General features: G+C 60.2%; 22 protein-coding genes and 1 tRNA gene. 9 read left to right on the forward strand and 14 right to left on the reverse strand.

The genetic code is table 11. The features are described from left to right. Positions 1-28 precede the first annotated feature (28 nt). A complete protein-coding gene (locus tag ACK6D9_RS15735) occupies positions 29-2239 on the reverse strand; it encodes a putative bifunctional diguanylate cyclase/phosphodiesterase (protein ID WP_412049210.1) in 2211 nt (736 codons plus the stop codon). Between the two features lie 62 nt (positions 2240-2301). After that, a complete protein-coding gene (locus tag ACK6D9_RS15740; RefSeq protein ID WP_322988782.1) occupies positions 2302-3132 on the reverse strand; it encodes a substrate-binding domain-containing protein in 831 nt (276 codons plus the stop codon). Between the two features lie 385 nt (positions 3133-3517). Between ACK6D9_RS15740 and ACK6D9_RS15745 the strand changes: the two genes are divergently transcribed. From ACK6D9_RS15745 to ACK6D9_RS15765, 5 genes are all read left to right on the forward strand, one after another. Further along, positions 3518-3592, forward strand: a tRNA-Val gene (locus tag ACK6D9_RS15745). Between the two features lie 508 nt (positions 3593-4100). Continuing rightward, complete coding sequence (locus ACK6D9_RS15750; RefSeq protein ID WP_412049211.1) at positions 4101-4856, forward strand: LuxR family transcriptional regulator; 756 nt, start codon at positions 4101-4103, stop codon at positions 4854-4856. Between the two features lie 46 nt (positions 4857-4902). Next, positions 4903-5565, forward strand: coding sequence for an autoinducer synthase (locus ACK6D9_RS15755; protein ID WP_412049212.1), 663 nt, complete (start codon positions 4903-4905; stop codon positions 5563-5565). Beyond that, complete coding sequence (locus ACK6D9_RS15760) at positions 5562-5774, forward strand: hypothetical protein (protein ID WP_322988786.1); 213 nt, start codon at positions 5562-5564, stop codon at positions 5772-5774. The genes ACK6D9_RS15755 and ACK6D9_RS15760 overlap by 4 nt, the downstream gene beginning before the upstream one ends. A gap of 359 nt (positions 5775-6133) precedes the next feature. Continuing rightward, complete coding sequence (locus ACK6D9_RS15765; protein WP_322988787.1) at positions 6134-6694, forward strand: hypothetical protein; 561 nt, start codon at positions 6134-6136, stop codon at positions 6692-6694. 166 nt (positions 6695-6860) lie between these two features. Here the strand turns inward: ACK6D9_RS15765 and ACK6D9_RS15770 are convergent, their stop codons facing one another. From ACK6D9_RS15770 to iolD, 10 genes are all read right to left on the reverse strand, one after another. Further along, the gene (locus ACK6D9_RS15770; protein WP_322988788.1) at positions 6861-7343 is read right to left on the reverse strand and encodes a helix-turn-helix transcriptional regulator; all 483 of its coding nucleotides are present in this window, start codon (positions 7341-7343) and stop codon (positions 6861-6863) included. Between the two features lie 76 nt (positions 7344-7419). Beyond that, positions 7420-7818 carry a hypothetical protein gene (locus tag ACK6D9_RS15775; RefSeq protein WP_412049213.1) on the reverse strand — a complete coding sequence of 133 codons (399 nt, stop codon included), beginning with the start codon at positions 7816-7818 and terminating at the stop codon, positions 7420-7422. Positions 7819-7868: 50 nt separating this feature from the next. Beyond that, entirely contained in the window at positions 7869-8087 is a 219-nt protein-coding gene (locus ACK6D9_RS15780) for a hypothetical protein (RefSeq protein ID WP_412049214.1), read from the reverse strand. 343 nt (positions 8088-8430) lie between these two features. Then, positions 8431-8916, reverse strand: coding sequence for a hypothetical protein (locus ACK6D9_RS15785; protein WP_412049215.1), 486 nt, complete (start codon positions 8914-8916; stop codon positions 8431-8433). Positions 8917-9118: 202 nt separating this feature from the next. Beyond that, complete coding sequence (iolG, locus tag ACK6D9_RS15790; RefSeq protein WP_412049216.1) at positions 9119-10108, reverse strand: inositol 2-dehydrogenase; 990 nt, start codon at positions 10106-10108, stop codon at positions 9119-9121. A gap of 4 nt (positions 10109-10112) precedes the next feature. Continuing rightward, positions 10113-10955, reverse strand: a complete 843-nt coding sequence (locus ACK6D9_RS15795; RefSeq protein ID WP_412049217.1) for a class II fructose-bisphosphate aldolase — start codon at positions 10953-10955, stop codon at positions 10113-10115. Then, a complete protein-coding gene (locus ACK6D9_RS15800; RefSeq protein WP_322988794.1) occupies positions 10952-11794 on the reverse strand; it encodes a 5-deoxy-glucuronate isomerase in 843 nt (280 codons plus the stop codon). Before ACK6D9_RS15800 ends, ACK6D9_RS15795 begins: the two co-directional genes overlap by 4 nt. 28 nt (positions 11795-11822) lie before the next feature. Continuing rightward, positions 11823-12803, reverse strand: coding sequence for a 5-dehydro-2-deoxygluconokinase (gene iolC / locus ACK6D9_RS15805; RefSeq protein ID WP_412049218.1), 981 nt, complete (start codon positions 12801-12803; stop codon positions 11823-11825). Continuing rightward, positions 12800-13639 (reverse strand): phytanoyl-CoA dioxygenase family protein, encoded by an 840-nt coding sequence (locus tag ACK6D9_RS15810; protein ID WP_412049219.1) that lies wholly within the window; start codon positions 13637-13639, stop codon positions 12800-12802. The genes iolC and ACK6D9_RS15810 overlap by 4 nt, the downstream gene beginning before the upstream one ends. Before the next feature lies 1 nt (position 13640). Beyond that, the gene (gene iolD, locus ACK6D9_RS15815; protein WP_412049220.1) at positions 13641-15506 is read right to left on the reverse strand and encodes a 3D-(3,5/4)-trihydroxycyclohexane-1,2-dione acylhydrolase (decyclizing); all 1866 of its coding nucleotides are present in this window, start codon (positions 15504-15506) and stop codon (positions 13641-13643) included. A 138-nt stretch (positions 15507-15644) separates the two neighbouring features. On the opposite strand from iolD, the gene ACK6D9_RS15820 reads away from it, so the two are divergent. The 3 genes from ACK6D9_RS15820 to ACK6D9_RS15830 all read left to right on the forward strand — a co-directional run bounded on the left by ACK6D9_RS15820 (position 15645) and on the right by ACK6D9_RS15830 (position 18897). After that, positions 15645-16757, forward strand: a complete 1113-nt coding sequence (locus ACK6D9_RS15820; protein WP_412049221.1) for a Gfo/Idh/MocA family protein — start codon at positions 15645-15647, stop codon at positions 16755-16757. A gap of 81 nt (positions 16758-16838) precedes the next feature. Continuing rightward, positions 16839-17729 carry a TIM barrel protein gene (locus ACK6D9_RS15825; RefSeq protein ID WP_412049222.1) on the forward strand — a complete coding sequence of 297 codons (891 nt, stop codon included), beginning with the start codon at positions 16839-16841 and terminating at the stop codon, positions 17727-17729. 10 nt (positions 17730-17739) lie between these two features. Further along, entirely contained in the window at positions 17740-18897 is a 1158-nt protein-coding gene (locus ACK6D9_RS15830) for a Gfo/Idh/MocA family protein (protein WP_412049223.1), read from the forward strand. Between the two features lie 192 nt (positions 18898-19089). Here the strand turns inward: ACK6D9_RS15830 and ACK6D9_RS15835 are convergent. Next, a protein-coding gene (locus tag ACK6D9_RS15835) for an IS5 family transposase (RefSeq protein ID WP_412049224.1) occupies positions 19090-19924 on the reverse strand; the annotation gives its coding sequence in 2 pieces (ribosomal slippage) (positions 19090-19540 and positions 19539-19924; 837 coding nt in all). A gap of 277 nt (positions 19925-20201) precedes the next feature. Here ACK6D9_RS15835 and ACK6D9_RS15840 point away from each other — a divergent pair. Continuing rightward, a complete protein-coding gene (locus tag ACK6D9_RS15840) occupies positions 20202-20615 on the forward strand; it encodes a BA14K family protein (protein WP_412049225.1) in 414 nt (137 codons plus the stop codon). 184 nt (positions 20616-20799) lie between these two features. Here the strand turns inward: ACK6D9_RS15840 and ACK6D9_RS15845 are convergent, their stop codons facing one another. Continuing rightward, entirely contained in the window at positions 20800-22425 is a 1626-nt protein-coding gene (locus ACK6D9_RS15845; RefSeq protein WP_412049226.1) for a winged helix-turn-helix domain-containing tetratricopeptide repeat protein, read from the reverse strand. Positions 22426-22543 lie beyond the last annotated feature (118 nt).

Raw genomic sequence — 22543 nt, forward strand, 5'->3', positions numbered from 1 at the left:
CAGAGCCGATCTGACAAGCCGGATCGTTTTAACCGGCGAGCGAAACAGGGCCGGCGGTATTACCGTGCATGGTCTCGGCACCATCGATCAATGCACGCGAATCCTGCTGCAGGGCGAAATTGAGCGCATCTTCGGCAGCGGACGGCCTGGCAAAGATAAAGCCCTGCACCACATCGCACCCGAGGGTGCGGAGCAGTTCCACCTCTTCGGGTTTCTCGGCCCCTTCGGCCACCGTGATCATCCCCAGCCCCTGGCCGAGCCCGATGATCCCGCGCAGCAATTCCGCCTTGCGCACCGAGTCGGTGGAACCATCGATGAAGACCCGGTCGATTTTCAACTTGTCGAACGGCAGCTGCGTGAGATAGCCCAGCGACGAGAAACCGGTGCCGAAATCATCAAGCGCCAGAACCACGCCCAACGCTTTCAAGGCCTTGAGGACAGACCGGACCCGGCTTTCTTCCAGATTGATCAGGAGCGATTCAGTCAGTTCCAGACAGAGCAGTTCCGGCGGAAAACCGGTTTCCCCCAGAACGGTTTTGACATCGGCCACCAAATCCGTGTTCCAGATCTGCGCTGCGGAGATATTGACCGCGATTTCGCGTGGCGGCGCCCCCGCATCAAGCCATTGCTGTGCCTGCATGACGGCCTGGCGCAGGACCCAGTAGCCCAGATCGCAGATCAGATGGGAGCTCTCGGCGATTGGAATGAAGACCGTGGGCGGGATATTGCCGCGCTCGGGATGGTTCCATCGAAGCAACGCTTCAAAACCGGTTACACGCCCACTGACGAGGTCAATCAGCGGCTGGTAGTGAACTGAAAGACCGGCGTCCCCGTTCAGGGCGTTGCGTAGATCTGCCGCAATAGCGACCTTCTGCTGGACAACCTCGTCCATACCCGGCTCGAACATGACATAGCGGCCGCGGCCTTCTTCCTTGGCGCGGTACAGCGCCAGATCGGCATTGCGCAACAGGTCGGTTGCACTTGCCCCATGCTCGACAATACGGGCAATACCGATGCTGGTGCCGACGGCGATCTCAACCCGCTCGAGAACCGTCGTGCCGGACAGGTCACCCAGAATATCGATGGCGATGGATTCGCAGTTCAGGCTCTCGGACAGGCCCTCAAGAACAATGGCGAATTCATCGCCGCCAAGTCGGGCGACAAAATGATCGGCACCAAGTGTCCGCGCCAGCAGATGCGCAACCCGGACCAGCAGGGCATCGCCGATGGCGTGGCCCAGCGTATCATTGACGTCCTTGAAGCGATCAAGATCAAGCAGCAGCAGCGCACCGGTCGATCCGGTGCGTTCGCAGCGTCCGATCACATCGCTGATATGGCGGTGAAACAGTGCGCGGTTTGCCAGCCCGGTCAACGGGTCATGGTAGGCCAGCTTCTCGAGTTGTTCCTCGGCTTCCTTGCGATCGGTGATGTCCTGAATGGTTCCGTAGATACCAGTGGGCTTGCCGTCCGCATCGGCTCTGGCCTTGGTGGTGATGGCGAAATACCCGGTGGTTCCGTCCCCACGCCGGACCTTGAGATCGACTACGCTGATCTTGCCGCTGCGGAATGCCTCTCTCTGCATGTCGAGCAGCCTTTGCCCACCGCCATCGACATACAGCGACATGACCCGCTCATAGGTAATGGCAAAATTCGGATCATAGCGCAGCAGCGCGTAGATTTCGTCCGCCCACCAGACCTTGCCGGTGCCGAAATCATAGCTCCAGTCGCCGATCCTGCCGATGGTCTGCGCTTCAGCCAATCGTTCTGTCCGGTGACTGATTTCCTTGCTGGAATCTCTGAGCTTCTTGACCGCGCCGTGCAACGACCGGAGAGGCAAGGCCCGGGCGAAATAGGCAGCGACCCCCATCAGCAGACTGACGATGGCGATGATCGTGGTCTGCAACGCCAGCGCAAAAAGTGGAATACTCACCTCCACCCGGCCGATTGGTTTGCCGCCAACGATCAGGTCGGAACTTTGCGACAGGCGCAAACGGCCGGGATCGCGACCGACGGAGAGGATCTCATCGCTGTCCTGATCGAACACGGTCTGCATGGTAACGTCGGACTGGGCGCCATCGAGTTCGAGGATCTCGGCCATCCGGACCCTTTGATACTGCCACATGGCTTCGTGCGTATATATGTATTTGGAGAGCCTGCCCGCCTGCAACTGCGCTACAAATGCAACCTGGTTGGCCAGATGGGTGTAGGAAATTGCCGTATAGGCGGTTGGCGGGCCCACAGCCACGAGAGTGCCGACGACAGCCGCCCTTTTCAAGGCCGACGATAGCTTGACAGTGCCGATCAATTGACGACCGGGCGACAGGCCGCCGCACTCAGAATGCGCTTGCCGTCGACCGACTGAAGGAATGCGGTAAAGCGCTGTGCAAGCGGGGTGGGTGTGCCCGACACCACCAGGTAGAACGACTTGGCGAAGGGGTAGCTTCCGTTCTCCAGGTTTTCCAGCGTCGGTTGATATCCATCTATGGTCATGAAGTGCAGCTGCCGGTGTTCGGTCACGACCTGCGCCAAACTTGTGCCGACCAGCGATCCATCGAGGCTGGACGCCAGTTCGAGATTGTCCTGATCGGTGGCCGCAATCGGAACGTCGATCCGCAAACGCACCGCGTCGATCGCCTCGGCCATGCCGGCAAACATGCCGCCCAGCAGCGCCGTGTCGCTCTCGCGGTTCGGGCGCAGGATAACCCGCACTGGCGTACCGTCAGGCCATGTCGACGTGGTTGACGCATAAAACGCGGCCAGCTCGCTGGCGGCGATATCGCCGGGATTCGGGTTTGAACTGACGAGACCATAGGGCGTCTGCGCAAAGACCGATTGGGTCAGTCCCGTTTCAACTTCCGCCGGCTTGAGCGGCCGCGCCGAGACCGCGATATCAAGCGCGCTGTCAGTCGCCGCTGCGATGGAGCCTGAACTGCCAAGGCCGGCTATGACCTCGACGGTGACGTCATCCGCGCCAGCTTCGAAAGCAGCCCCCAGAACCTTCATCAGTTCCGTGGCTGCGCCGGTTCCGCCCATACGCAGGGTGTCGGCATGCGCGATCGCCAGACCGGAGGACAAGGCTACACAGAACGTCAAAATTCCAATGGAAATCGATTTGCCGCTTGGATGAAACATGAAGCCCCCGGAAAAAACTCGTCCCGACAAATAGAATAAGCCGCATTAAGATGGAATAAATCGAATTCTATTCCTTTTCACCGGTCTTAATCTGTAGCCCGTCCAGCCTGGATACTGGACATCGCGGTTTGCGCATCAGCATTTCGACACAACAGACGTGGGGATAGTCCGGCTGCATGAAACAGACCGGCAACCTGCCCTGCCCTGCCCCGAGCCTGCCGGATTTATGCCGGAAACAGGCGCTTGCGCGGTACCATTGAATGTGTTTGCCAGCCAAGGATTTGTGGTCAATCGCACCAGCGGCCAATCTGACGCTTGACGTTGGCCCGGCCCTCCGCTTATACCGCCGCACAACCGTTCGTTCCGCTATTTGCGGGCCAGCGACGGGCGCGTAGCTCAGCGGGAGAGCACTGCCTTCACACGGCAGGGGTCACAGGTTCAATCCCTGTCGCGCCCACCATTTTATCCTCTTGATCTTGTTATTGTTCTGGAAAGGCTGCCGCATCCAGCAAGTGGAAAGCCCGCCTGCTCGCAACGGTACCGACAGTCAGGCAAGGCGCTGTTCGGCACCGGGATTGGGCAGATATCCGCGACAACGCTGTCGCGCGCACCCGGCACTGCCAGCGCCGCAAGATCACGGGTATGAGCGCGACTTGAAGCCGCAATCTGAAGCTATCTCATTGCAATGACATATCGATTCTCGCAAATGCTGAGCGCCGACAAATTTGCGGTGGCCGCAGCTTGGTTGACCTTGTGATCGAACGGCGGCATGCTGCCGCGGATGTCTCGGTTTCAATCCGCTCTACGTCGCCACAAATATCCCTGTGGTTGTCCTGCGCGTCTCGGCCGGTAATGGTAGATGTGCGGCCTTCTCGTAAAACATGTCACGCAATCCTGCGGGACAGAATGAGATCCGAGACTTCCGGAAATTGACATGACCATGAGTTTCGGTCCGATCAGGCGGTATGATGAGCACGCAGGAAACAGCGGTTTTTGAATTCATCGAACGGGCCGATACGCATGCTCAAATCGACGATCTGCTCGATGACCTGCTGCAGGTAGTTGCCATCTACGGGTTCCAGCATATGATCTATACCGGGCTGCCGGTCGGCGACAACAAGATCGAACCGCTGGTCAAATCCAACCGGCTTCCGCAAGACTGGTGGCAGCGCTATGTCGAGTTGGATTACAGCCGGTCCGATCCGGTGTGCCAGCAGGTTTTCGTCACGGTCAAACCGTTCGTATGGCATGAGGCGGGCGAGCATTTCGCACATTTGGAGGGCGCAGCCCGGATCGTCGGTGAAGCCAATGAGCACGGATTGGCCGATGGCTATATCGTCCCGGTGTTCTCACAAGATGAATGGCTTTCAGCGATTTCCTTTGGCGGGTCGAACCGGCTGGAGCTGAACAACCGCGAACGCGGCGCAATCAACCTGATGGCAATCTACGCCTCCTCGGCAATCGAACGGCATCAGCGGCGGCGGCCATCGCCCAAGCGCTTGAGCGAGCGCGAGCGCGAAGTACTGCTGTGGACTTCGGCGGGAAAATCCTGCTGGGATGTGTCGGTTATCCTGGGTATCAGCGAGCAGACCGTGCGCTACCACACCGCCCAGATCCGCCACAAGCTCAACGCCAACAACACCACTCATGCCGTGGTGCGGGCACTGCAGCAGGGCGAAATCAATCTTGGTCAACTGTCGGAATCGCTAGGCGACACCCACTAGCGCAGCCACCTATGCTTTTCCCTTTGGCGCGGGGGAAGGACAAGGTGTGATCGAAGCTCATGTCGTAAACACACACAACAAACACCTCTACGCGCACGCCTTCGAGAAATTCCGCCGCCATCGCCATGACTGCTGCACGCTCGCCAATCGTCCGGCTGCCGGCGATGACGACCTGGATTGCGACCCGTTCGACACGCCTCAGGCGATCTATCTGCTCGGGATGCTCGAAGACCGCGTGGTCACCTCGGCACGATTGGTGCCCACCTCGGTTGCCAACCCGGTGTCCGAGGAATTTCGCGACATGTGCGGGAACCTGGATCTTCCACGCCGGCCCGACTGGGCTGTGTGGACCCGGACCCATGTTCTGCCCGAATACCGCGACGCAGGCGCTGCCGGCATTCCCGGCCAGATGTTTTGCGCGGTAATGGAGTATTGCCTTGATGAGGGAATCTCCCACACCGGCGGCGTACTGCAGCAATTCGTGCTCAAGCGCTGGCTAGACCTCGGCTGGAAAGTGATCCCCGCCGGGATCCCGCGGGTTCTCTCTGGTGACTGGTGCCTGGTGGCTTACGTCGAAGTCGGCGAAAAAGCATTGCGCACGGGCCGCGCTCGCGCCGCCGTCAACCGGCCGCTTATCGTGCGCAAAGGCGCCCAACACCCGTTCATCAACCCTTTCCTTCCCTCTCCTACGCTGGCGGCGACCTCATGAACAACAAGACCCTGACGACCGAACAGACGGTGGCGCTCCTTAAAATTCAGGGGTTGTTGGCCGCCGCCTATGACATCTCCCGTCACACCAAACACGATTTCCTGTCTTACCTTATCAAGATGGCCAGGATGGAGGCGAATTCGCCATTTGACCCCGAGTCTGAGAGTGATGACTGCGGCGAGGACAATGACGGCATGGACCGCTACTGACAGGAAGCCTGCGGCTTGACCGAACTCAGGGCTGTCAAAGCGCTGAATGACCCGGAGGCGTCGCCATCCCGTGGCCAGCCCTGTCGGGTCACGGCAGGCGCTGTTACATGACCAACGCATTGAATTGTCGTGTCGGTTTTCACATTTCCTTAAAACCGTTTGGATAGTCTTGCCAGAACGAGATTCCCGGTTGGGAACGCATGATGCACTCTCGCCCAGCCCGCCCGGCCCAGTCCGATCGTGGCATGTTTCAAGTTCTTATTGAGCGGCACAGCACCTTTTTACATATTCGCAGGAATGTGGTCAGCCTGGTGCCGACACCATCAGCACTCGCTTTGTTTTCGCGTAAGGAGTTCGTCGTGGCAGTCCAGAAATCAGACAAGGGCAACGCCCAGAACAATAAATCCGGCAACGACATGAACGGCATGATCTCGAAGGTCTGCTCTGTCACCGCCGTGGTGCTTGGCGCGCTGTTTTTTGCCGCCGCCTTCGATCTCGGCCACATCGGGCTGATGCAGACCGTCCAAGGCCTTGCCATCGCGCTGGTGCCGCTGTTTGCCATGCTGGCGCTTGCCGCCGTGTTCATGAGCTCTGCATCCGCCACTGACGCCGAGGCTCAGGCTCAGCAGATTGCAACGCTGAACGAGTTCCGTTCCAAGATCACCTCGCAGATCATCACCCTGCAGGACCAGCTCGATTCGCTCAGCAGCCAGGACAACGAAACCCTCAAGGCCCGCAATGCCGAACTCCAGGCACAGCTTGACGAGATCCATCAGGTTGAACGCGACAAGGTCGACAGCGAAATCGAAGCCCTGCGCCAGCGCAATGAGGAACTTGAAGCCCAGATCAAGAAATGGGCATTTGACGCCGTCGGCAAGACCATGAGTGGCCAGCAGGTCCAGCCGATGAAGGCGGCCTGAACCAGCCTCTCCACCTCACCGTGTTTTCAGCACCCTGTCCGCCTCCGCCAAGCTTGTCTTTTCGGGGGCGGTTTTGGTTCCTGGGCCCGACCAGGACTTGCATTTGACAACGGCGAACGATCAGGATCAGGGCATTCTTTGCGCGTCCGAACGGACGTGCATTGCTTTAATCAAGCAGCAGGTCTTCAACAATCAGCGACAGCAATTGCGCGCGGCCGGTGACCCCGACCTTTCGGTAGATTGAATTGCATTGGGATTTGATCGTTCCCTCCGACGTGCCGCGAAGCTCTGCAGTCTCACGGGTCGAAAATCCCTTGATCACCAGCCAGGCCACCTCGAATTCCGCCTTTGTCAGCTTCCAGCGCTCGAATTTCTCGTTGACCACGGAAGCAAAAGCCCCCGATGCCGAACGCAGCGCCTCTTCAGCCTGTCGTTGGCTGCGGCGCGCTACCAGCACGGATCGCATCCCGAACACGGATCCGATGACCAACCCCATGCTTGCGGAAATTTCCAGCGCCTCGCGCAATTGCCAACTGGTACCGCTGCGCTGCAGCCCGAGGACCGACATGGCCAGACTTGCGACGAACGCGCCCGCACACAGAACCTGAATTGCCACGAATATCCAGAGCAGGATGTTTGACTGTCTCACGACTTCAATCTCGTCGGAATCATCGTTAACTCGAACTGCGGCCAGGACGGCGGTTGAAGAGCATCATAGATCAATGTCAAGGCTGGCCACCCGGACCGCCCTGCCCCCCGCCGGGACCGCCCGGGCCACCAGGACCGCCGGGGCTGCCCGGGCCACCGGGACCACCAGGCCCCCGGTTCCCTTCCCTGCCACCTATTACGGGCTTGCGCGCCGGACTTTTCGTCGTCTCGGTTTCGATTTGGGTCCAGTTGTCCTGCAGTATCTGGCTGGAGCCACGGGTAAGCAGTATTTCGCGCTCGTAGACACCGTTGGACACGTAAACCACCACGCGACCGAGCCACGTGTAGCGCTTCGACAGCACGACGAAGCCCTGCTCTGCCAATTGCTCGGAAAATCCCTCGCTCAAGGTCTGCGCCTGCACGGGGCCGGCAAGGCAGATGGTGAAGGCGACGCCAAATAAACAGGATCGTTTCATATCACTTCTCCCATACAGCCCAGGCAACCAGATCTGTGGACAGGCGCTCGTCATTGTTGGTGCGTCCATACACGATTGGGTGCAGATAAAACAGCACGATGGCTGATCGGCAACGCCGAGCGCAGCGGTTCACCCCCTGCAACGTCAGATGCCGGCGGCCGCTCGACAATGATATCGCCATTGGCCATTTGAGCGGTGGCAATCATGAAAACGGGAAACATCAGAACGACCGCTAATTGCAGACAGGCCGGGTGGAAAAAACGTTTCATTGGGTGAGTTCCTTTCTGGAGGCGCTGGAACAATGTCCCGGCGCGGAAGCGTCAGATGCCGAAGCGTCACCTCAAGTGACAAGGGCTTCGGCATCTGCCTTGGTCCGGTTCAGATAAAGACGTTACAGATTATTTGTGCGTTCATGATCAATTCGCTCGCAACCATGCCGGCCGGGAAGATCAGCACCGCTGCAAACTGCAAAAAGTCCGGATTTAGAAATCGCAACATTGTTCAGTTCCTTGGGAGAGCGCCGCGCCGGAATCCGGTGGGGCAAGTCAGGTGCCAAAGCCCAGTCATGAAAAAAGCCCCGGCACCTGGTTCAATCAAAGCTTGAATGGCGTGTTACGGACGGCCTCCATGGCCTTCGCCGCCCGGGCCTTCACCACCGCGCCCCTCACCGCCCCGGCCTTCACCGCCAGGACCTTCACCGCCGCGGGCTTCCGGCCCACCTTCGGGGCCGGCAGACCCTTCAGCCTCATCACCCGCTCGACCGGGGCGTCCACTTTCAAGACTGGCAACGTCGATTCCGGCCGCTTCCATTTCCGCTGCGCCCATGTCACGCAACGCGCGCTCGGCATCCTGCAGGGCACGGGCTTCATCCGCATTGGCTTCCAACGCATCCCGGCGATCGTCGCCGGTCAGTCCGTCAAGGGCAGTTTCCATCCCCGAGCGGAAGGCATCGCTGGATGCTCTGAGCGATTCAAAGGATGCTTGCAGCGTGTCGCTGAACGTAAAGCCTGTTTCCGCTTCCTGGGCGACCGCCGCAGCGGGGGCGGACAGAAACAACAGGCCGGCAAACGCAGTGGCAAATGAGTTCTTCTTCAACATGTGACTTTCCTTCTCGGTTGTCCGGCAGACGAACGTTGATGTGTTCGCTGGTCCGGTGAGAAAGAAATGCAACGCTCAGCCCGAGCGAGCCATCTGCCAAAGGATGGTTTGAGGGGTCATCAACCCCCGGGTCGAGGCGCATAAACCAAAGGTATACGATCCTATCGACGATTATTGTTCACCCGGCAGGCTGCTTAATCGCTCAACCCAAATCCACAGGCACCCCGGTGACAAGCGAAGTCGCCGCCGCGTCGGCAATGACCTGTGCGGCAAGGCCATCTCGAATGCCGGGAGACGGCACCTGCCCTGATTGCAGGCAGGCGATGAAATGCGCCATTTCAGCCAGATAGGCCCCGGCATACCGCTCGAGAAAGAAGTGCTGCGCAGGCGCTGCGCAAAACCCTGCGCCGCTGGCAATCTCGACATTGTTTTCAGGCACATTGTTGGCCTTGAGGAGGCCGCGCGAGCCATGCACCTCGGCGCGCTGGTCGTAGCCGTAGGTGGCGCGGCGGGAATTGGAGATCTGGCAGATCCGACCGGACGCGGTCGTCAGAACCGCGACCGCAGTATCGACATCGCCAGCTTCGCCGATGGCCGGATCGACCAGCGCCGAACCGGTGGCAAAGACCCGGACAATCTCTTCGCCAAGCAGAAACCGCGCCATGTCGAAATCGTGAATCATCATGTCGCGAAACAGCCCGCCTGAACTTTTGATATAGGCGACCGGCGGCGGTGACGGGTCGCGCGACAGAATGGTGACCAGTTCTACGTCGCCGATCTCTCCTGCAGCGATGCGTTCCCGGATGGTCGCGAACCCCGAATCAAAACGCCGATTGAAGCCGGTCAGGAACGGAACGCACGCCGCATCGACAATCTTGATGAGATCGCGAATCCGGTCGGCCGACATGTCGACGGGCTTTTCGCAGAAAATCGCCTTTCCGGCCTTGGCACTTTTTTCGATCAGGTCGAAATGTGTATCCGTCGGCGTGCCGATCACCACCGCGTCGATATCAGGACTGGCGATGATCTCGTCAGCCGAGCGCACCTGCGCGCCGGTCTTTGCCGCTAGTTTCTCGGCTGCTTCAGGAAAGGCGTCGGCGACGGCTGCCACCCGGGCGTTTTCAAGCCTTTGCAGGCTTGCCGCATGAACCTGACCGATACGGCCGCAGCCGAGAATTCCGATAGAGATCATGGCTTCAGACTTTCCTTGCTGGCGCGCCAAATGCGCGGATGACAGTGCGGGCTGCGGCCATCACCGGGTCGTGGGTTTCCTTCAGGATCGTCACCCGGTCGAACCGGTCCGGATCACGGTTGACTGCCTCGCGCAGCGCCGCACCAAAAGCCATGCGTAATTCGGTGCCGATGTTGAACTTGCAGATATTCGATCCGGTGGCGAGTGCCATGCGCTGCTTGAGCGGCACCCCGGAACCACCGTGAATGACCAGCGGCACAGTTGTTACCGCCTCGATGGCGCGGATCCGCGGCTCGTCGAGACCGCCCTGCTTGTCTTCTTGCAGATGCACATTGCCGACCGAAATCGCCATCGCGTCAACTTGCGTTTCGCGGGCGAACCGTGCCGCATCCTCGGGATCGGTTCCGGCTGAGTTCTCGCCGCCGGAATAGCCGACAAAGCCGATCTCGCCCTCGCAGGAAATGCCAGCCTTGTGCGCCATTTCGGCAATTGCCGCGGTCTCATCAATGTTCTGTTCGATCGGCTTGCGCGAACCGTCATACATCAGCGAGGTAAAACCGCTCTCAAGTGCTTCCTTGCATTCATCAAACGTGTAGCCGTGGTCGAGGTGGGCGACCACCGGCACGCTGGCGTTCTCAGCCAGGTAGCGAAACATCTTGCCCAGGATCGGCAACGGCGTGTGCGCCCGGCACGACGGCCCCGCCTGCAGGATCACCGGCGCGCCTTCGGCCTCGGCGGCGGCGACATAGGCACGCATGTCCTCCCAGCCGAGCGTCACCAGCCCGGCCACCGCATAGCCATGCTTGAGCGCCGGCTGAAGCACTTCGGCGAGCGTTGCGATACTCATTTGAACTTAGCCACCATGTCCTTGATCCCCGGGATGGTTTCGATCTGGTAGGCGTGCGTCGGCTGGAAATACTGCACCAGTGAGCGCTGGCTCAGGCCGCCGAGAATCGTGAAATAATACATCTCGTAGCCCGGTAGTACTGCGCAGGGGTGATAACCCTTGTCGAGACAGATCGTCGAGCCGTCAACGATGTGGTAGGCGTCGCCGGGCTTGTTGTCCTCGCGCTGCAGCATCTGCACGCCGGAGCCATAATTCGGGCGGAAGCGGAAATTGTAGGTCTCGTCGTGACGGGTCTCGTCCGGCAGCCGGTCAGTATCATGCTTGTGACTCGGAAACCCAGACCAGCCACCCTGACCGACGGTGAACAGTTCGCTGACCAGCAGCCTGCCGACCTTGCCATGATGTTTCTGGCCAAGAATGTGCTTGATCTTGCGGTGGGTCTTGGTGTCGTCGGAGCCGTACTGCACCAGATCAAGCCCGTCAGCCCGCACGTCGAACGGCTCGAGCACCTTGTCGTATTTGGCACCTGCAACAAACACTTCGGCCTGATCGGAAACACAGACCATCGTCACTTTGGCACCGACCGGCACATACACGCCCTCAGGTTCTCCATCCCAGACATCGACGCCGCGGTTGCCGAGCTTGGCATAGGAAATACCCTCGACATCGACATCAACGGTGCCAGTGGCGGGCACGATGCAGGTCTCGTAGCCGGGCACCTGATATTCGAACGCTTGGCCCTTCTTCAATTTGACGATGTTGAAATAGTTCAGCGGAACGCAGGCGCTGTCGACATCGACGATCGGCTTGTTGTGGTTGTCGTAGGGCGCGATATGCATGGTTCTGGTCCTTTCAGAAGAGGTGGGCTCAGACGGGCGTCGGGCCGGGATGGGTATCGAGAAACGCCTGGAGCCGAATTGCTGTCGGCATCGCCGGAGCGCAGCCGGGCTTGGAGACGACGATGGAGGCGCAGGCAGAGCCGCGCAGCACTGCATCCCTGATGTCGCGGCCTTCCGACAGGGAAGCCAGCAAACCGGCCATGAAACTGTCGCCGGCGCCGGTCGGCTTGAGCGCCTCGACCGGATAAATCCCGGTGCGCAGTTCGTCGCCATCGGCAAAGGTGACGGCGCCTTCGGGGCCTTTCTTGTAGACGACGATTGTGGCGCTGGAGCCAGCCAGTTCGCGGGCCTTTTCGAGCCCCTTGTCGATGCCGCCGGCCATGAAGCCGAATTCCTCGTCATTGCCGACAATCACATCGGCCATCGCGCCCGCGCGTGAGAGCACATCGGCAGCCACGTCGGGAGACGGCCAGGAATAGGGTCGGTAATCGACATCGAAAATGATCGGCAGGCCTGCGGCGCGGGCCAGCTCGAACGCCCGAAATGTGGCCGAGCGCGAGGGTTCGGCGGCAAATACTGTGCCTGCGGTGATCAACGCGCCATAGGCGCTGTAGTTCACCGCCTCGACATCGGCGATGCTCATCTGGAAATCGGCGGCATTGTTGCGGTAGATCACGCTCTGGTGCTCATCGACGCGGGTCTCGTAGACCGCCAGCGAAGTACGGGATTCACCGCTGATCGCCTTCACATGGCGGCGATCAACGCCGTAATGATCGAGCTGATTGAGACAATACCAGCCGACCGCGTCGTCCGAGACGCACGTGACCAGCGCTGCCTTGCAGCCGAGTTTGACCAAGCCTGCCGCGATGTTGGCGCTTGAACCGCCCATCGCCACCATCATCGATTGCGCGTCGCGGGTACGGGTGCCGGCGGGATCTGGCGACAGGTCCATGCCGACCCGGCCGATGACCAGGAAATTGCGCGTCTTGATGCCATCGAGCACGGTCATGCGCGACCTTCCGCATTGCCGGCCCGGGCTGCGTCCAGCACTTCCGGATAGGGATAATTCAGCCCCAGCAATTGCCGCATGTCGGCGCTGGCGGCATCGATGAAGGATTGCGGCAGGGCGGCCGGCATGTCTTCCATCGGCTTGACCCATTTGGGCAGGTACTGGATCAGAATCGCACTGCGGTCGTGATCGGACCTGTTGGGCATCGCGCAGTGCCAGGTCACGCCATAAAACAGCGCCACGTCGCCCGGCTCGCCCAGCATCCGCTCGCTGCGCTCGTGAAACCGGTCAGCTTCCGTGGGATAGCGCAGATCTTTCTGGCTGCCCGGCAGATAGGCGGTGGCGCCGCTCTCCTCGGTAAACGGGTCGAGGATCACCGACACCTGGGCGTTCATCGGAAACGAGCCGTTCAGGCCAATCGGGTGGGTTTCGGGTTTGTGGAAGTCCCAATAGGGATAATCGACATGCGGCTCCTGCCCCGGCCCGCCCGGCAAGATCCGGTTGGCGGCAATCGAACCCATGATGAATTCGCTGCCCAAAAACTTGCGCAGGATATCCATCAGCACCGGATGCGCCGCCATGCGCGAGAAAACCTCGCCCTTGGCCAACAGGTTCCAGACCCGGCGCTGCAGGTTGATCTTGCCCGCTTCCGCCGCTGCACCCTGGAAATGCGTGACCTTCTCGGTTTCATTTTCCGAATGCGCCATGACGATGGCGCGGGCCTCGGCAACTTCCTCGGGCGTGAACAGCCCGGAAATGGCCACCGCACCGCCGCCATGCAGCAGTTCTTCGATGATGGTCTCGGGGTCGGCGTTTTCGGCAGTAAAGCGTTTCATCTCAAACACCCTTGCGCTGTTTGGCGCGGGTGGATTCCTGTTCTTCATGGGCGGCCCGGACCTTGGGATTATCGGTGACATGCGGGGTACCAACCTCCCACCAGGTGTGGCCCTGATCAGTCCAGGCATCATGGGCTGCGACCTTCATGCATATCACGTAGGTGCGCTCGCTGGCCTTGGCGCGCTTGAATGCTTCGCCCAGATCAGCCGGGCTGTCGACGGTTTCGGCAATCGCTCCCAACGAAGCGGCATGGGCTTCGAAATCGACGGCGAACGGTTCGGCAACCGTCGGACAATCGACAATCAGATTGTTAAAGCTCTCATTGCCGGTGTTGTTTTGCAGCTTGTTGATGACGGCGAAACCGCCATTGTCGAGCACCAGGATGATCAGCTTCTTCTGGCTCAACACCGAGGAATAGATGTCGGAATTCATCAGCAGATAGGCGCCGTCGCCGACCAGCACGATGGTATCGTTATCGGGCTCGCGTTCACATTGGGCGATGCGCGCGCCCCAGCCGCCGGCGATCTCGTAGCCCATGCAGGAAAAGCCGAATTCGACATCGACGGTGCCCAATGACAGCGTCCGCCAGTTGGCGGTGACTTCGGCCGGCAGCCCGCCCGAGGCGGTCACCACCCGGTCGCGCGGGTCGCACAGCGCGTTGACCACGCCGATAGCCTGGGCATAGGAATTGGGACCATTGCCATAGGCGACATTGTCGGCCACGTAATCGTTCCAGACCTTGCGCTTGTCCTGAGCCAACTTGGTCCACTCCGCCGGCGCGCTGTAGCCTTCGAGCGCCGTGGCGAGCGCCTTAATGCCGAGTTTCGCGTCGCCCACAACCGGCAACGACAGGTGCTTGGCGGCATCGTGGCGGGCGGCATTGAGCGAGATGATGCGGGCGGATTTGTCGAACGCGGTCCAGGAACCGGTGGTGAAATCCTGCATGCGGGTGCCGATGGCCAGGATCACATCGGCCTTTTCGGCAACCGCATTGGCGCTGTCGGAGCCGGTGACGCCGACCGGGCCGATATTGAGCGGATGATCGTTGAGAAGGTTGGCGCGCCCGGAAATGGTTTCGATCACCGGGATCTGGTGGGCTTCGGCAAAGGCCGTCAGCTCAGCCGTGGCGCGCGAATACTGCACCCCGCCGCCGGCAATGATCACCGGTCGTTCGGCGGATTTGAGAATGGCGGTCGCCTCGGCAATTTCCGCCACATCGGGCGCCTGGCGACGGATCCGGTGGATCTTTTTGGCAAACATTTCCACCGGGTAATCATAGGCCCAGCCCTGCACATCCTGCGGCAGGCCCAGAAACGCCGGGCCGCAATCGGCCGGATCGAGCATGGTGGCAATTGCCGCCGGCAGCGACTGGATGATCTGCGCGGGATGGGTGATGCGGTCCCAGAAGCGGGTGACCGCCTTGAAGGCGTCGTTCACGCCGAGCGTGGGATTGCCGTAATGCTCGAGCTGCTGCAGCACCGGATCGGGCAGACGGGTGATGAAGAGATCGCCGCACAGCATCAGCACCGGCAACCGGTTGGCATGGGCAAGCGCTGCGGAGGTGAGCAGGTTGGCGGTCCCCGGCCCCGCAGACGCGGTGCAGAACATGAAGCGCTGCCTCAGCCATTGCTTGGAATAGGCGGCAGCGGCAAAGCCCATGCTCTGCTCGTTCTGGCCGCGATAAAGCGGCAGCACATCGCGATGGTCATAAAGCGCCTCACCCAGGCAAGTGACATTGCCATGGCCGAAAATGCCAAAGCCGCCGCCGCACAGCCGCATCTCCTCGCCATCGATCTCGATGAACTGGTTGGCAAGATAGCCAATGATTGCCTGCGCCGTGGTCAGGCGGATGGTGTCCTGGGTCATGGGCAACGAGACCTCCCTCATGCCGGGCATACCAAGCCGGTTTTTCACCGGGTCCGAAAATGCCGCTTGCGAAACTGCGAGTCCAAGGATACAAAATTTGCAACCGGTTGCAAACTGAATCTCGAGACGGGCCCTGTTATGAGCGAAATCGGCATTGGCATCATAGGCGGCGGCTACATGGGCAAGGCCCATGCGGTGGCCATGGCGAGCGTCGGCGCGGTATTTGACACGGCGCTGCGACCCCGGCTGGAAATGGTCTCGTCCGGCTCTGCAGAGAGCGCCGAGCGCTATCGGGCTGCCTACGGGTTCAACCGCGCCGCGGGCGACTGGCAGGAACTGGTTGCCGACCCGAAGGTCGAAGCCATCATCATCGCCTCGCCGCAAGCAACCCACCGCGCCATTGCCGAAGCAGCCTTTGCGCTCCAAAAACCGGTACTGTGCGAAAAGCCGATGGGCGCCTCGCTGGAAGACAGCCGCGCTATGGTGGCGGCAGCGGAGAAGAGCGGCGCGGCCAATATGGTCGGCTTCAACTATATCCGCACCCCGGCAAGCCAGTTCGCCCGGCAATTGATTGCCGAAGGTGCGATTGGCGAAATCACCTGGTTTCGCGGCGAGCACACTGAAGATTTCCTGGCCGACCCCGAAACGCCTGCCAACTGGCGCACGACAGGCGACGCCAACGGCACGATGGGCGACCTCGCCCCGCACATGATCAACGCTGCCCTGGCGCTGGTCGGGCCGATCCGCTCGCTCATTGCCGAGGTCGAGACCGTTCACTCCAGCCGCCCCGGCGGCGCCGTCAGCAATGACGACCAGGGGCAGATGATGTGTCGTTTTGTCAACGGAGCGGGTGGCGGTGCAATGGGACAGATGCATTTCAGCCGCATCGCCACCGGCCGCAAGATGGGCTACGCCTACGAAATTACCGGCACCAAGGGCGCGATCCGCTTCGACCAGGAAGACCAGAACGCGCTCTGGCTCTACACAACGGACGAACCGGAAGCCACCCGCGGCTTTTGCAAGATCCTCACCGGCCCTGCGCATCCAGATTACCTGCCGTTCTGCCAGGGCCCCGGCCATGGCACCGGCTATCAGGACCAGATCATTATCGAGGCGAAGGATTTTCTTCACGCCATCGAAACTGGCAAGCCGGTGTGGCCGACCTTTCGCGACGGGCTTGCGGTCAACGAAATTGTCGCAACGGCGATGGCCTCATCCAAATCCAGATCATGGCAGACACTCGACGCCTAGGCCCCTGTGCACATAGGCCGAAAACACAGGCAGCCCCAGAATTCGGGCAGGCCAGAAATACGAGCAGGAAGGACATCCTCGATGACTATCAGAATTGGCAATGCACCCTGCTCCTGGGGTGTGGAATTCGCAAGCGATCCGCGCAATCCGGCTTGGCGCACGGTGCTGAGCCAATGCGCCGAGGCCGGCTATACCGGCATCGAACTCGGTCCCGTCGGCTTCATGCCGGAAGACCCGGCGGTGCTGGCCGAAGCGCTTGATGAAAACGGGCTGGAACTGATCGGCGGCGTCGTGTTTCGCGCCTTTCACGACGCAGACCAATGGGACGACGTGATGGATGGCGCCGTGCGCACCTGCAAGGCGCTCACCGCCCATGGCGCGCAACATCTGGTGCTGATCGACTCGATCTCGCCGCGCCGCGCGCCGACCGCCGGTCGCGCCACCGAAGCCGAGCAGATGGACAAGGCTGAATGGACGGCCTTCCGCGAGCGCATCGCCACCGTGGCAAAACTCGGGGCGGAGGAATATGGCCTCACCGTCGGCATCCACGCCCACGCCGCGGGCTTCATGGATTTCGAGCCCGAACTCGAGCGGTTGCTCGACGAAGTTGACGAGAATATCCTGAAGATCTGCTTCGACACCGGCCACCATTCCTATGCGGGATTTGATCCGGTGAGCTTCATGAAGCGCCATGTCGACCGCATTTCCTACATGCATTTCAAGGACATCGATCCGGTTGTCAAAGCCAGCGTGCTCGACAACGGCACCGGTTTCTACGACGCCTGTGGCCAGGGCATTTTCTGCAATCTCGGCGATGGCGATGTCGATTTCCCGTCCGTGCGGCAGATCCTTCTCGATCATGGCTTTGAAGGCTGGTGCACGGTCGAACAGGATTGCGATCCGCTGCTCGACCCCGATCCGGTCGGTGATGCCAAAGCCAACCGCGACTATCTGCAATCCATCGGATTCTGAGGATACGGCCATGACAAAACTCAAATGGGGAATGATCGGTGGCGGTGAAGGCAGCCAGATCGGACCGGCACACCGGCTCGGCGCCGGACTTGACGGCGAGTTCGAATTTTCGGCCGGCGCGCTCGACCATCGGCCTGAGGCGGGCCGCGACTATGGCCAGCGGCTGGGGCTTGCGCCCGACCGCGCCTATGGCGACTGGCGCGAGATGCTGGAGGGCGAACGAAACCGCTCCGATCGCGTCGATCTGGTCACTGTCGCCACACCTAACGCCACCCACTACGAAATCACCAAGGCCTATCTTGAAGCGGGTTTTCACGTGCTCTGTGAAAAGCCGATGACCATGACGATTGAACAAGGCGAGGACATTGTCCGCACTGCCAAGGCAACTGGAAAGATCTGCGCCGTCAATTACGGCTATTCCGGCTATTCGTTGGTCCGCCACATGAAGGCGATGGTGACGCGCGGCGATCTCGGCAAGATCCGGCTGGTCAAGGCCGAGTTCGCCCATGGCCATCATGCCGATGCGGCAGATGCAGACAATCCGCGCGTGCGCTGGCGCTATGATCCGGCCCAGGCGGGCGTCTCGGCACAATTTGCCGATTGCGGCATTCACGCGCTGCACATGGCGAGCTTCGTCACCGGCCAGGAAGTCACAAAACTTTCCGCCGACACCGTCTCCTGCATTCAAAGCCGGGTGCTTGAAGACGACGCCATGGTCAATTTCCGCATGGATGGCGGCACGGTCGGACGGCTCTGGACCTCGTCCATCGCCATCGGCCGCCAGCACGGGCTGACGCTGCAGGTATTTGGTGAAAAAGGCGGGCTACGCTGGGCTCAGGAACAGCCCAACCAGCTTTACTGGATGCCGCTCGGCGAACGCTTGCAGACCATCGAACGTGGCGAGGCAAACCTTTCGCCCGAGGCCGACCGAACCTCCCGCGTCACCATCGGCCACGCCGAAGGCATGCCGCTGGCCTTTGCCAATATCTATAACGACCTCAGCGAAGCGATACGCGCCGAAAAGCAGGGCCGCGCCATCGATCCCGCTGCCAATCTCTATCCCCGCGCCGAAGACGGTCTGCGCTCGATGGCCGCCGTGTTCGCCGTGGCGGCGTCGGGCAAGGCAGACGGAGAATGGGTCGACGCCCGCCCGCCGATGTTCAGGTAGGCAGAGACCGGCAACTTGAATGGTCTTCTCTATGCGCCAGGGCCGAACTCCGGCCCTTGGCAAACCTGCATTCCCGTTGGCAGGAGCAAGAAGACGGGGACAAAAAACCTGCCGTCGCTGTGATGCCCACTGAGGTCTGCAATGCCGGACTTTTCCGCCGTTCAGAGTCTTAGAGTCGGTCCGGAAAGTTGTTCATTTTGAACAGAGCCTTCGCAGCATGAGGCGGATAGACGCGAGTTTGAGAAAGGCGAGCGCGTTGCGCGAAAGGTTCTCGAAGTCCTTTGCCAGCCTGCGGCATCGCCCAAGCCACGCGAAAGTCCGTTCGACCACCCAGCGTCTCCGCAGAACCTCAAAACCCTTGACGATGTCGGATCGCTTGATGATCTTGATCGCCAGCCCGGGCATGGCCTTCTTCTGACCCTTGGCGAAGACAGGTCCCTGATAGCCACCGTCCGCAAAGAGTTTCTTCAAAAACGGATAGCGCCCGAACAACGTCTTGATGACCAGCAGGCCGCCGTCGCGGTCCTGGATGTCGGCTGGATGAACCAGCGCATGCAGCAGCAGACCTACCGTGTCGACAAGGATATGCCGCTTCTTACCCTTGACCTTCTTCCCCGCATCATACCCGCTCGGGTCGATACAAGCCCCCTTTTTCCGCGCCTTTGACGCTCTGGCTGTCGATGACCGCCGCTGTCGGGCTAGCCTCGCGTCCCATCGCCTCGCGGCATTTCACATAAAGCTCCTGATGAATACTGCCGAGTGTGCCGTCCCAGTTCCAAAGGTCGAAATAGCTGAACAGGGTGCTCTTCGGCGGCAAGTCCTTCGGAACAGCCCGCCATTGGCAGCCGGTGCTGAGAACATAAAGCAGGCCGTTAAGAACCTCGCGCACATTGACCTCACGCCTGCGGCCACCCCGCTTGGCAGGAGGTATCAAAGGCTCGACCAGCGCCCATTCCGCATCCGTCAGATCGCTGGGATAGCGCAGACCATCCCGATTGTATTTCCCACGGTTCGCTTTCGTCCACATAGCCTCCATCCCATCGTCGAATCAAATCAACGGCATGGAATCACAAACGATTCATATCATTCAACTTCTTTCCGGACCGACACTTACTAAATCAGCCCCGTATTCCGTGGATACCATTAAGCATCACGCGTCGGCCACATTCGTGTCGTCGCTGATGCAAGTCATTCTACTTACACCATTAAGGAGTATTCACTACAAAATTTGATATAACGCTCAATCCGTGCATTAATTTCACCGGTAAATTAAAATAGGGACGATTGATATGCGAAATTTACGAATGATTTCAGCCATTGCGTTGCTCAGTTTTGGAGCAGCAACATTGGCTTCTACTGGAGCTAACGCACAATTTCCAGGTCATGCTCCTTTGATTCAAGGTGCAGTGACCGGTGCGGATGCTAAAAGCGAAGCAACAGTTATACAGGTCAGGAATCGCAAGAGACACAATCGACGGAGAGGCAATCGAGGAAGAAACCACGGTGCAGAAGCAGCCGTTGGAATTTTCGGAGCCATCATCGGCGGGGCGATAATTGCCAATGAGGCCAACAACCGCCGTGATCGCCGTGAACGCCGCCATATCCGCGCTGATAGCCATGTGGACTGGTGCTATGACCGTTACAGGTCATATCGGGAAAGCGACAATACCTTTCAGCCATACGAAGGCCGCCGCAGACAGTGCCATTCACCCTACTAATATTGTGGACTGCAAAAATGTCTGGAGGCCCGAAAATTGTTTTCGGGCCTCTTTTTGATTTGCAGATATGAGACGAGCACAGCGGAACGAAACCCGGTCCTAAGTCTCTGTGTCATATCTGTTTGACGACGCGGATTCCGTCAGGCGCGATCATCTTCAACTGCAGTCCCGGCCCAACGTCGCCTCACCCTTCGAGTCCGGCCCTGCGAAGGCCTTCGAGGATGTGGGCCTGGTCTTCGGCGGGTACGTTCCATTTATCCATTTCGGCTGCCGCCGAGACGCCGGGGCGGACCTCGTGCATGCGTGCCAGCGCATCGGGCGCTTCGGCGCGTCCAAGCTGGCCCAGGGCTGCGGCGCTGATCAGGTGGGTCCAGAAGAAATCCGGCATCGAGATGCGCTGCACGTCAATCAGCGTTTCCTCGTAATCGCGCTCGCGGTAATGCAGCCGCGCGAAGCTGAAATGATACCAGCCCGGATGCAGTGGATTGAGCGCCTGCGCCCGCCGCGACAGCGGCACCCCGCGGTCGAATGCACCCATGAAGGAAAGGTAGTGGCCGACTTCGGCCAGAATTTCCGGGTCGGTCGGGTTGAGGTCGAGCGCCCGCGCAGCCTCGGCCTCGAACTTGCCGATGTCCTTGCGGAAATAATGCACGATCGCCAGCCAGCAATGGGCATAGGCGCTGTGTGGATCAAGCTGCACCGCTTTCAGCGCCATCTCGAGCGCCCGTTCGATCGGCTCGGGCCGCGGATTGGCGGCAAACCGGTGTTCGGCGAGATAGACATTGGCAAGCAGCGCATGCGCCTCGGCGTAATTCGGATCGAGCGCGATCGCCTTTTCCAAGAGATCGCGCGCCTCGGCATGCATCGCCTCGTCGAGCGTGGCGGTGTAGCGCCGCGCGTGCAAAAGGCAATCATAGGCGTCGAGTTCGGCGGGGCTTTTTCGCAGCGCGCGGGTGAGCGCGGTATCCTGCATCCTGACGCCGAGTGAGGCGGCGATCATCTGTGTCACCGCGTCCTGGACAGCAAAGATATCGCCCATCGGCCGGTCGTAGCGGTCGGCCCAGATCGACACGCCGGTGGCAGCCTCGATCAGTTCCACCGCAACTCTGAGCCGATCGCCCTCGCGGCGCACGCTGCCATCAACGATGTAATCGGCGCCAAGCCGGGCGGCGATTTCCGGCAGCGGCACATCGCGGCTCTTGAAGTGAAACGAAGAGCCGCTGGCAATCACCCTGAGCTCGCGGAAATGCGTGAGGTTGGAGATGATGTCTTCGGTCAGTCCGTCGCAGAAATATTCGTCCAGACCGGCGCTGGCAATCTTGAACGGCAACACCGCCAGCACCGGCATCACCGCGGCCTGGCGCGTATCGGTGGCGGCAGCCGGTGGCGGCATATCGGCGATCAAGACGCGTGCGGGACCAGGATCGGCGTGCGGGTCGGCGGCACCACTCTGCCCGGCCTCGGTTTGAGAAGTAGCCCCGGCATCTTCACTATCCTCGCCATCGCAGTTGAGTTCGGCCACAAAACGGAAACCGCGGCGCGAAATGGTGCGGATGACCTGCTGCGCCTCGCCGCTGTCGCCGACCGCGCGCCGCGCCGCAAAGATACGGCTCGACAGCGTCGTATCGGAAACCGCACGGCCATCCCAGACCGCAGCGATCAGTTCGTCGCGGCTGACGACATGGTCGCGATTTTGTATCAGGTGCAGCAGAACATTGAACACCTGCGGCTCGATCGGAACCGGCTTGCCGTGCTGGCGCAGCTCAAAGATCGACGGATCGATGGCAAAGGCGCCAAACCGGTAAATCATTGATGTCCAATCTATTCCTGACGGAAAATCGCAGGTTTCCAAATGTAATCTCAATCCCTTCGTCAAGCAACAATGGCAATTTCCCCTAGGCTCGCCTGATGCACTTGAACCTGGAAGG

This window comes from Hoeflea sp. Naph1 (assembly GCF_046837775.1).
Taxonomy (GTDB): domain Bacteria; phylum Pseudomonadota; class Alphaproteobacteria; order Rhizobiales; family Rhizobiaceae; genus Hoeflea.

Bases quoted from the DNA above. Each gene is read 5' to 3' on its own strand.
- ACK6D9_RS15740 (WP_322988782.1), bottom strand. From the start codon at position 3,132: ATGTTTCATCCAAGCGGCAAATCGATTTCCATTGGAATTTTGACGTTC.
- ACK6D9_RS15750 (WP_412049211.1), top strand. From the start codon at position 4,101: ATGAGCACGCAGGAAACAGCGGTTTTTGAATTCATCGAACGGGCCGAT.
- ACK6D9_RS15760 (WP_322988786.1), top strand. From the start codon at position 5,562: ATGAACAACAAGACCCTGACGACCGAACAGACGGTGGCGCTCCTTAAA.
- ACK6D9_RS15775 (WP_412049213.1), bottom strand. From the start codon at position 7,818: ATGAAACGATCCTGTTTATTTGGCGTCGCCTTCACCATCTGCCTTGCC.
- ACK6D9_RS15780 (WP_412049214.1), bottom strand. From the start codon at position 8,087: ATGAAACGTTTTTTCCACCCGGCCTGTCTGCAATTAGCGGTCGTTCTG.
- ACK6D9_RS15785 (WP_412049215.1), bottom strand. From the start codon at position 8,916: ATGTTGAAGAAGAACTCATTTGCCACTGCGTTTGCCGGCCTGTTGTTT.
- iolG (WP_412049216.1), bottom strand. From the start codon at position 10,108: ATGATCTCTATCGGAATTCTCGGCTGCGGCCGTATCGGTCAGGTTCAT.
- ACK6D9_RS15795 (WP_412049217.1), bottom strand. From the start codon at position 10,955: ATGAGTATCGCAACGCTCGCCGAAGTGCTTCAGCCGGCGCTCAAGCAT.
- ACK6D9_RS15800 (WP_322988794.1), bottom strand. From the start codon at position 11,794: ATGCATATCGCGCCCTACGACAACCACAACAAGCCGATCGTCGATGTC.
- iolC (WP_412049218.1), bottom strand. From the start codon at position 12,803: ATGACCGTGCTCGATGGCATCAAGACGCGCAATTTCCTGGTCATCGGC.
- ACK6D9_RS15810 (WP_412049219.1), bottom strand. From the start codon at position 13,639: ATGAAACGCTTTACTGCCGAAAACGCCGACCCCGAGACCATCATCGAA.
- iolD (WP_412049220.1), bottom strand. From the start codon at position 15,506: ATGACCCAGGACACCATCCGCCTGACCACGGCGCAGGCAATCATTGGC.
- ACK6D9_RS15820 (WP_412049221.1), top strand. From the start codon at position 15,645: ATGAGCGAAATCGGCATTGGCATCATAGGCGGCGGCTACATGGGCAAG.
- ACK6D9_RS15825 (WP_412049222.1), top strand. From the start codon at position 16,839: ATGACTATCAGAATTGGCAATGCACCCTGCTCCTGGGGTGTGGAATTC.
- ACK6D9_RS15830 (WP_412049223.1), top strand. From the start codon at position 17,740: ATGACAAAACTCAAATGGGGAATGATCGGTGGCGGTGAAGGCAGCCAG.
- ACK6D9_RS15840 (WP_412049225.1), top strand. From the start codon at position 20,202: ATGATTTCAGCCATTGCGTTGCTCAGTTTTGGAGCAGCAACATTGGCT.
- ACK6D9_RS15845 (WP_412049226.1), bottom strand. From the start codon at position 22,425: ATGATTTACCGGTTTGGCGCCTTTGCCATCGATCCGTCGATCTTTGAG.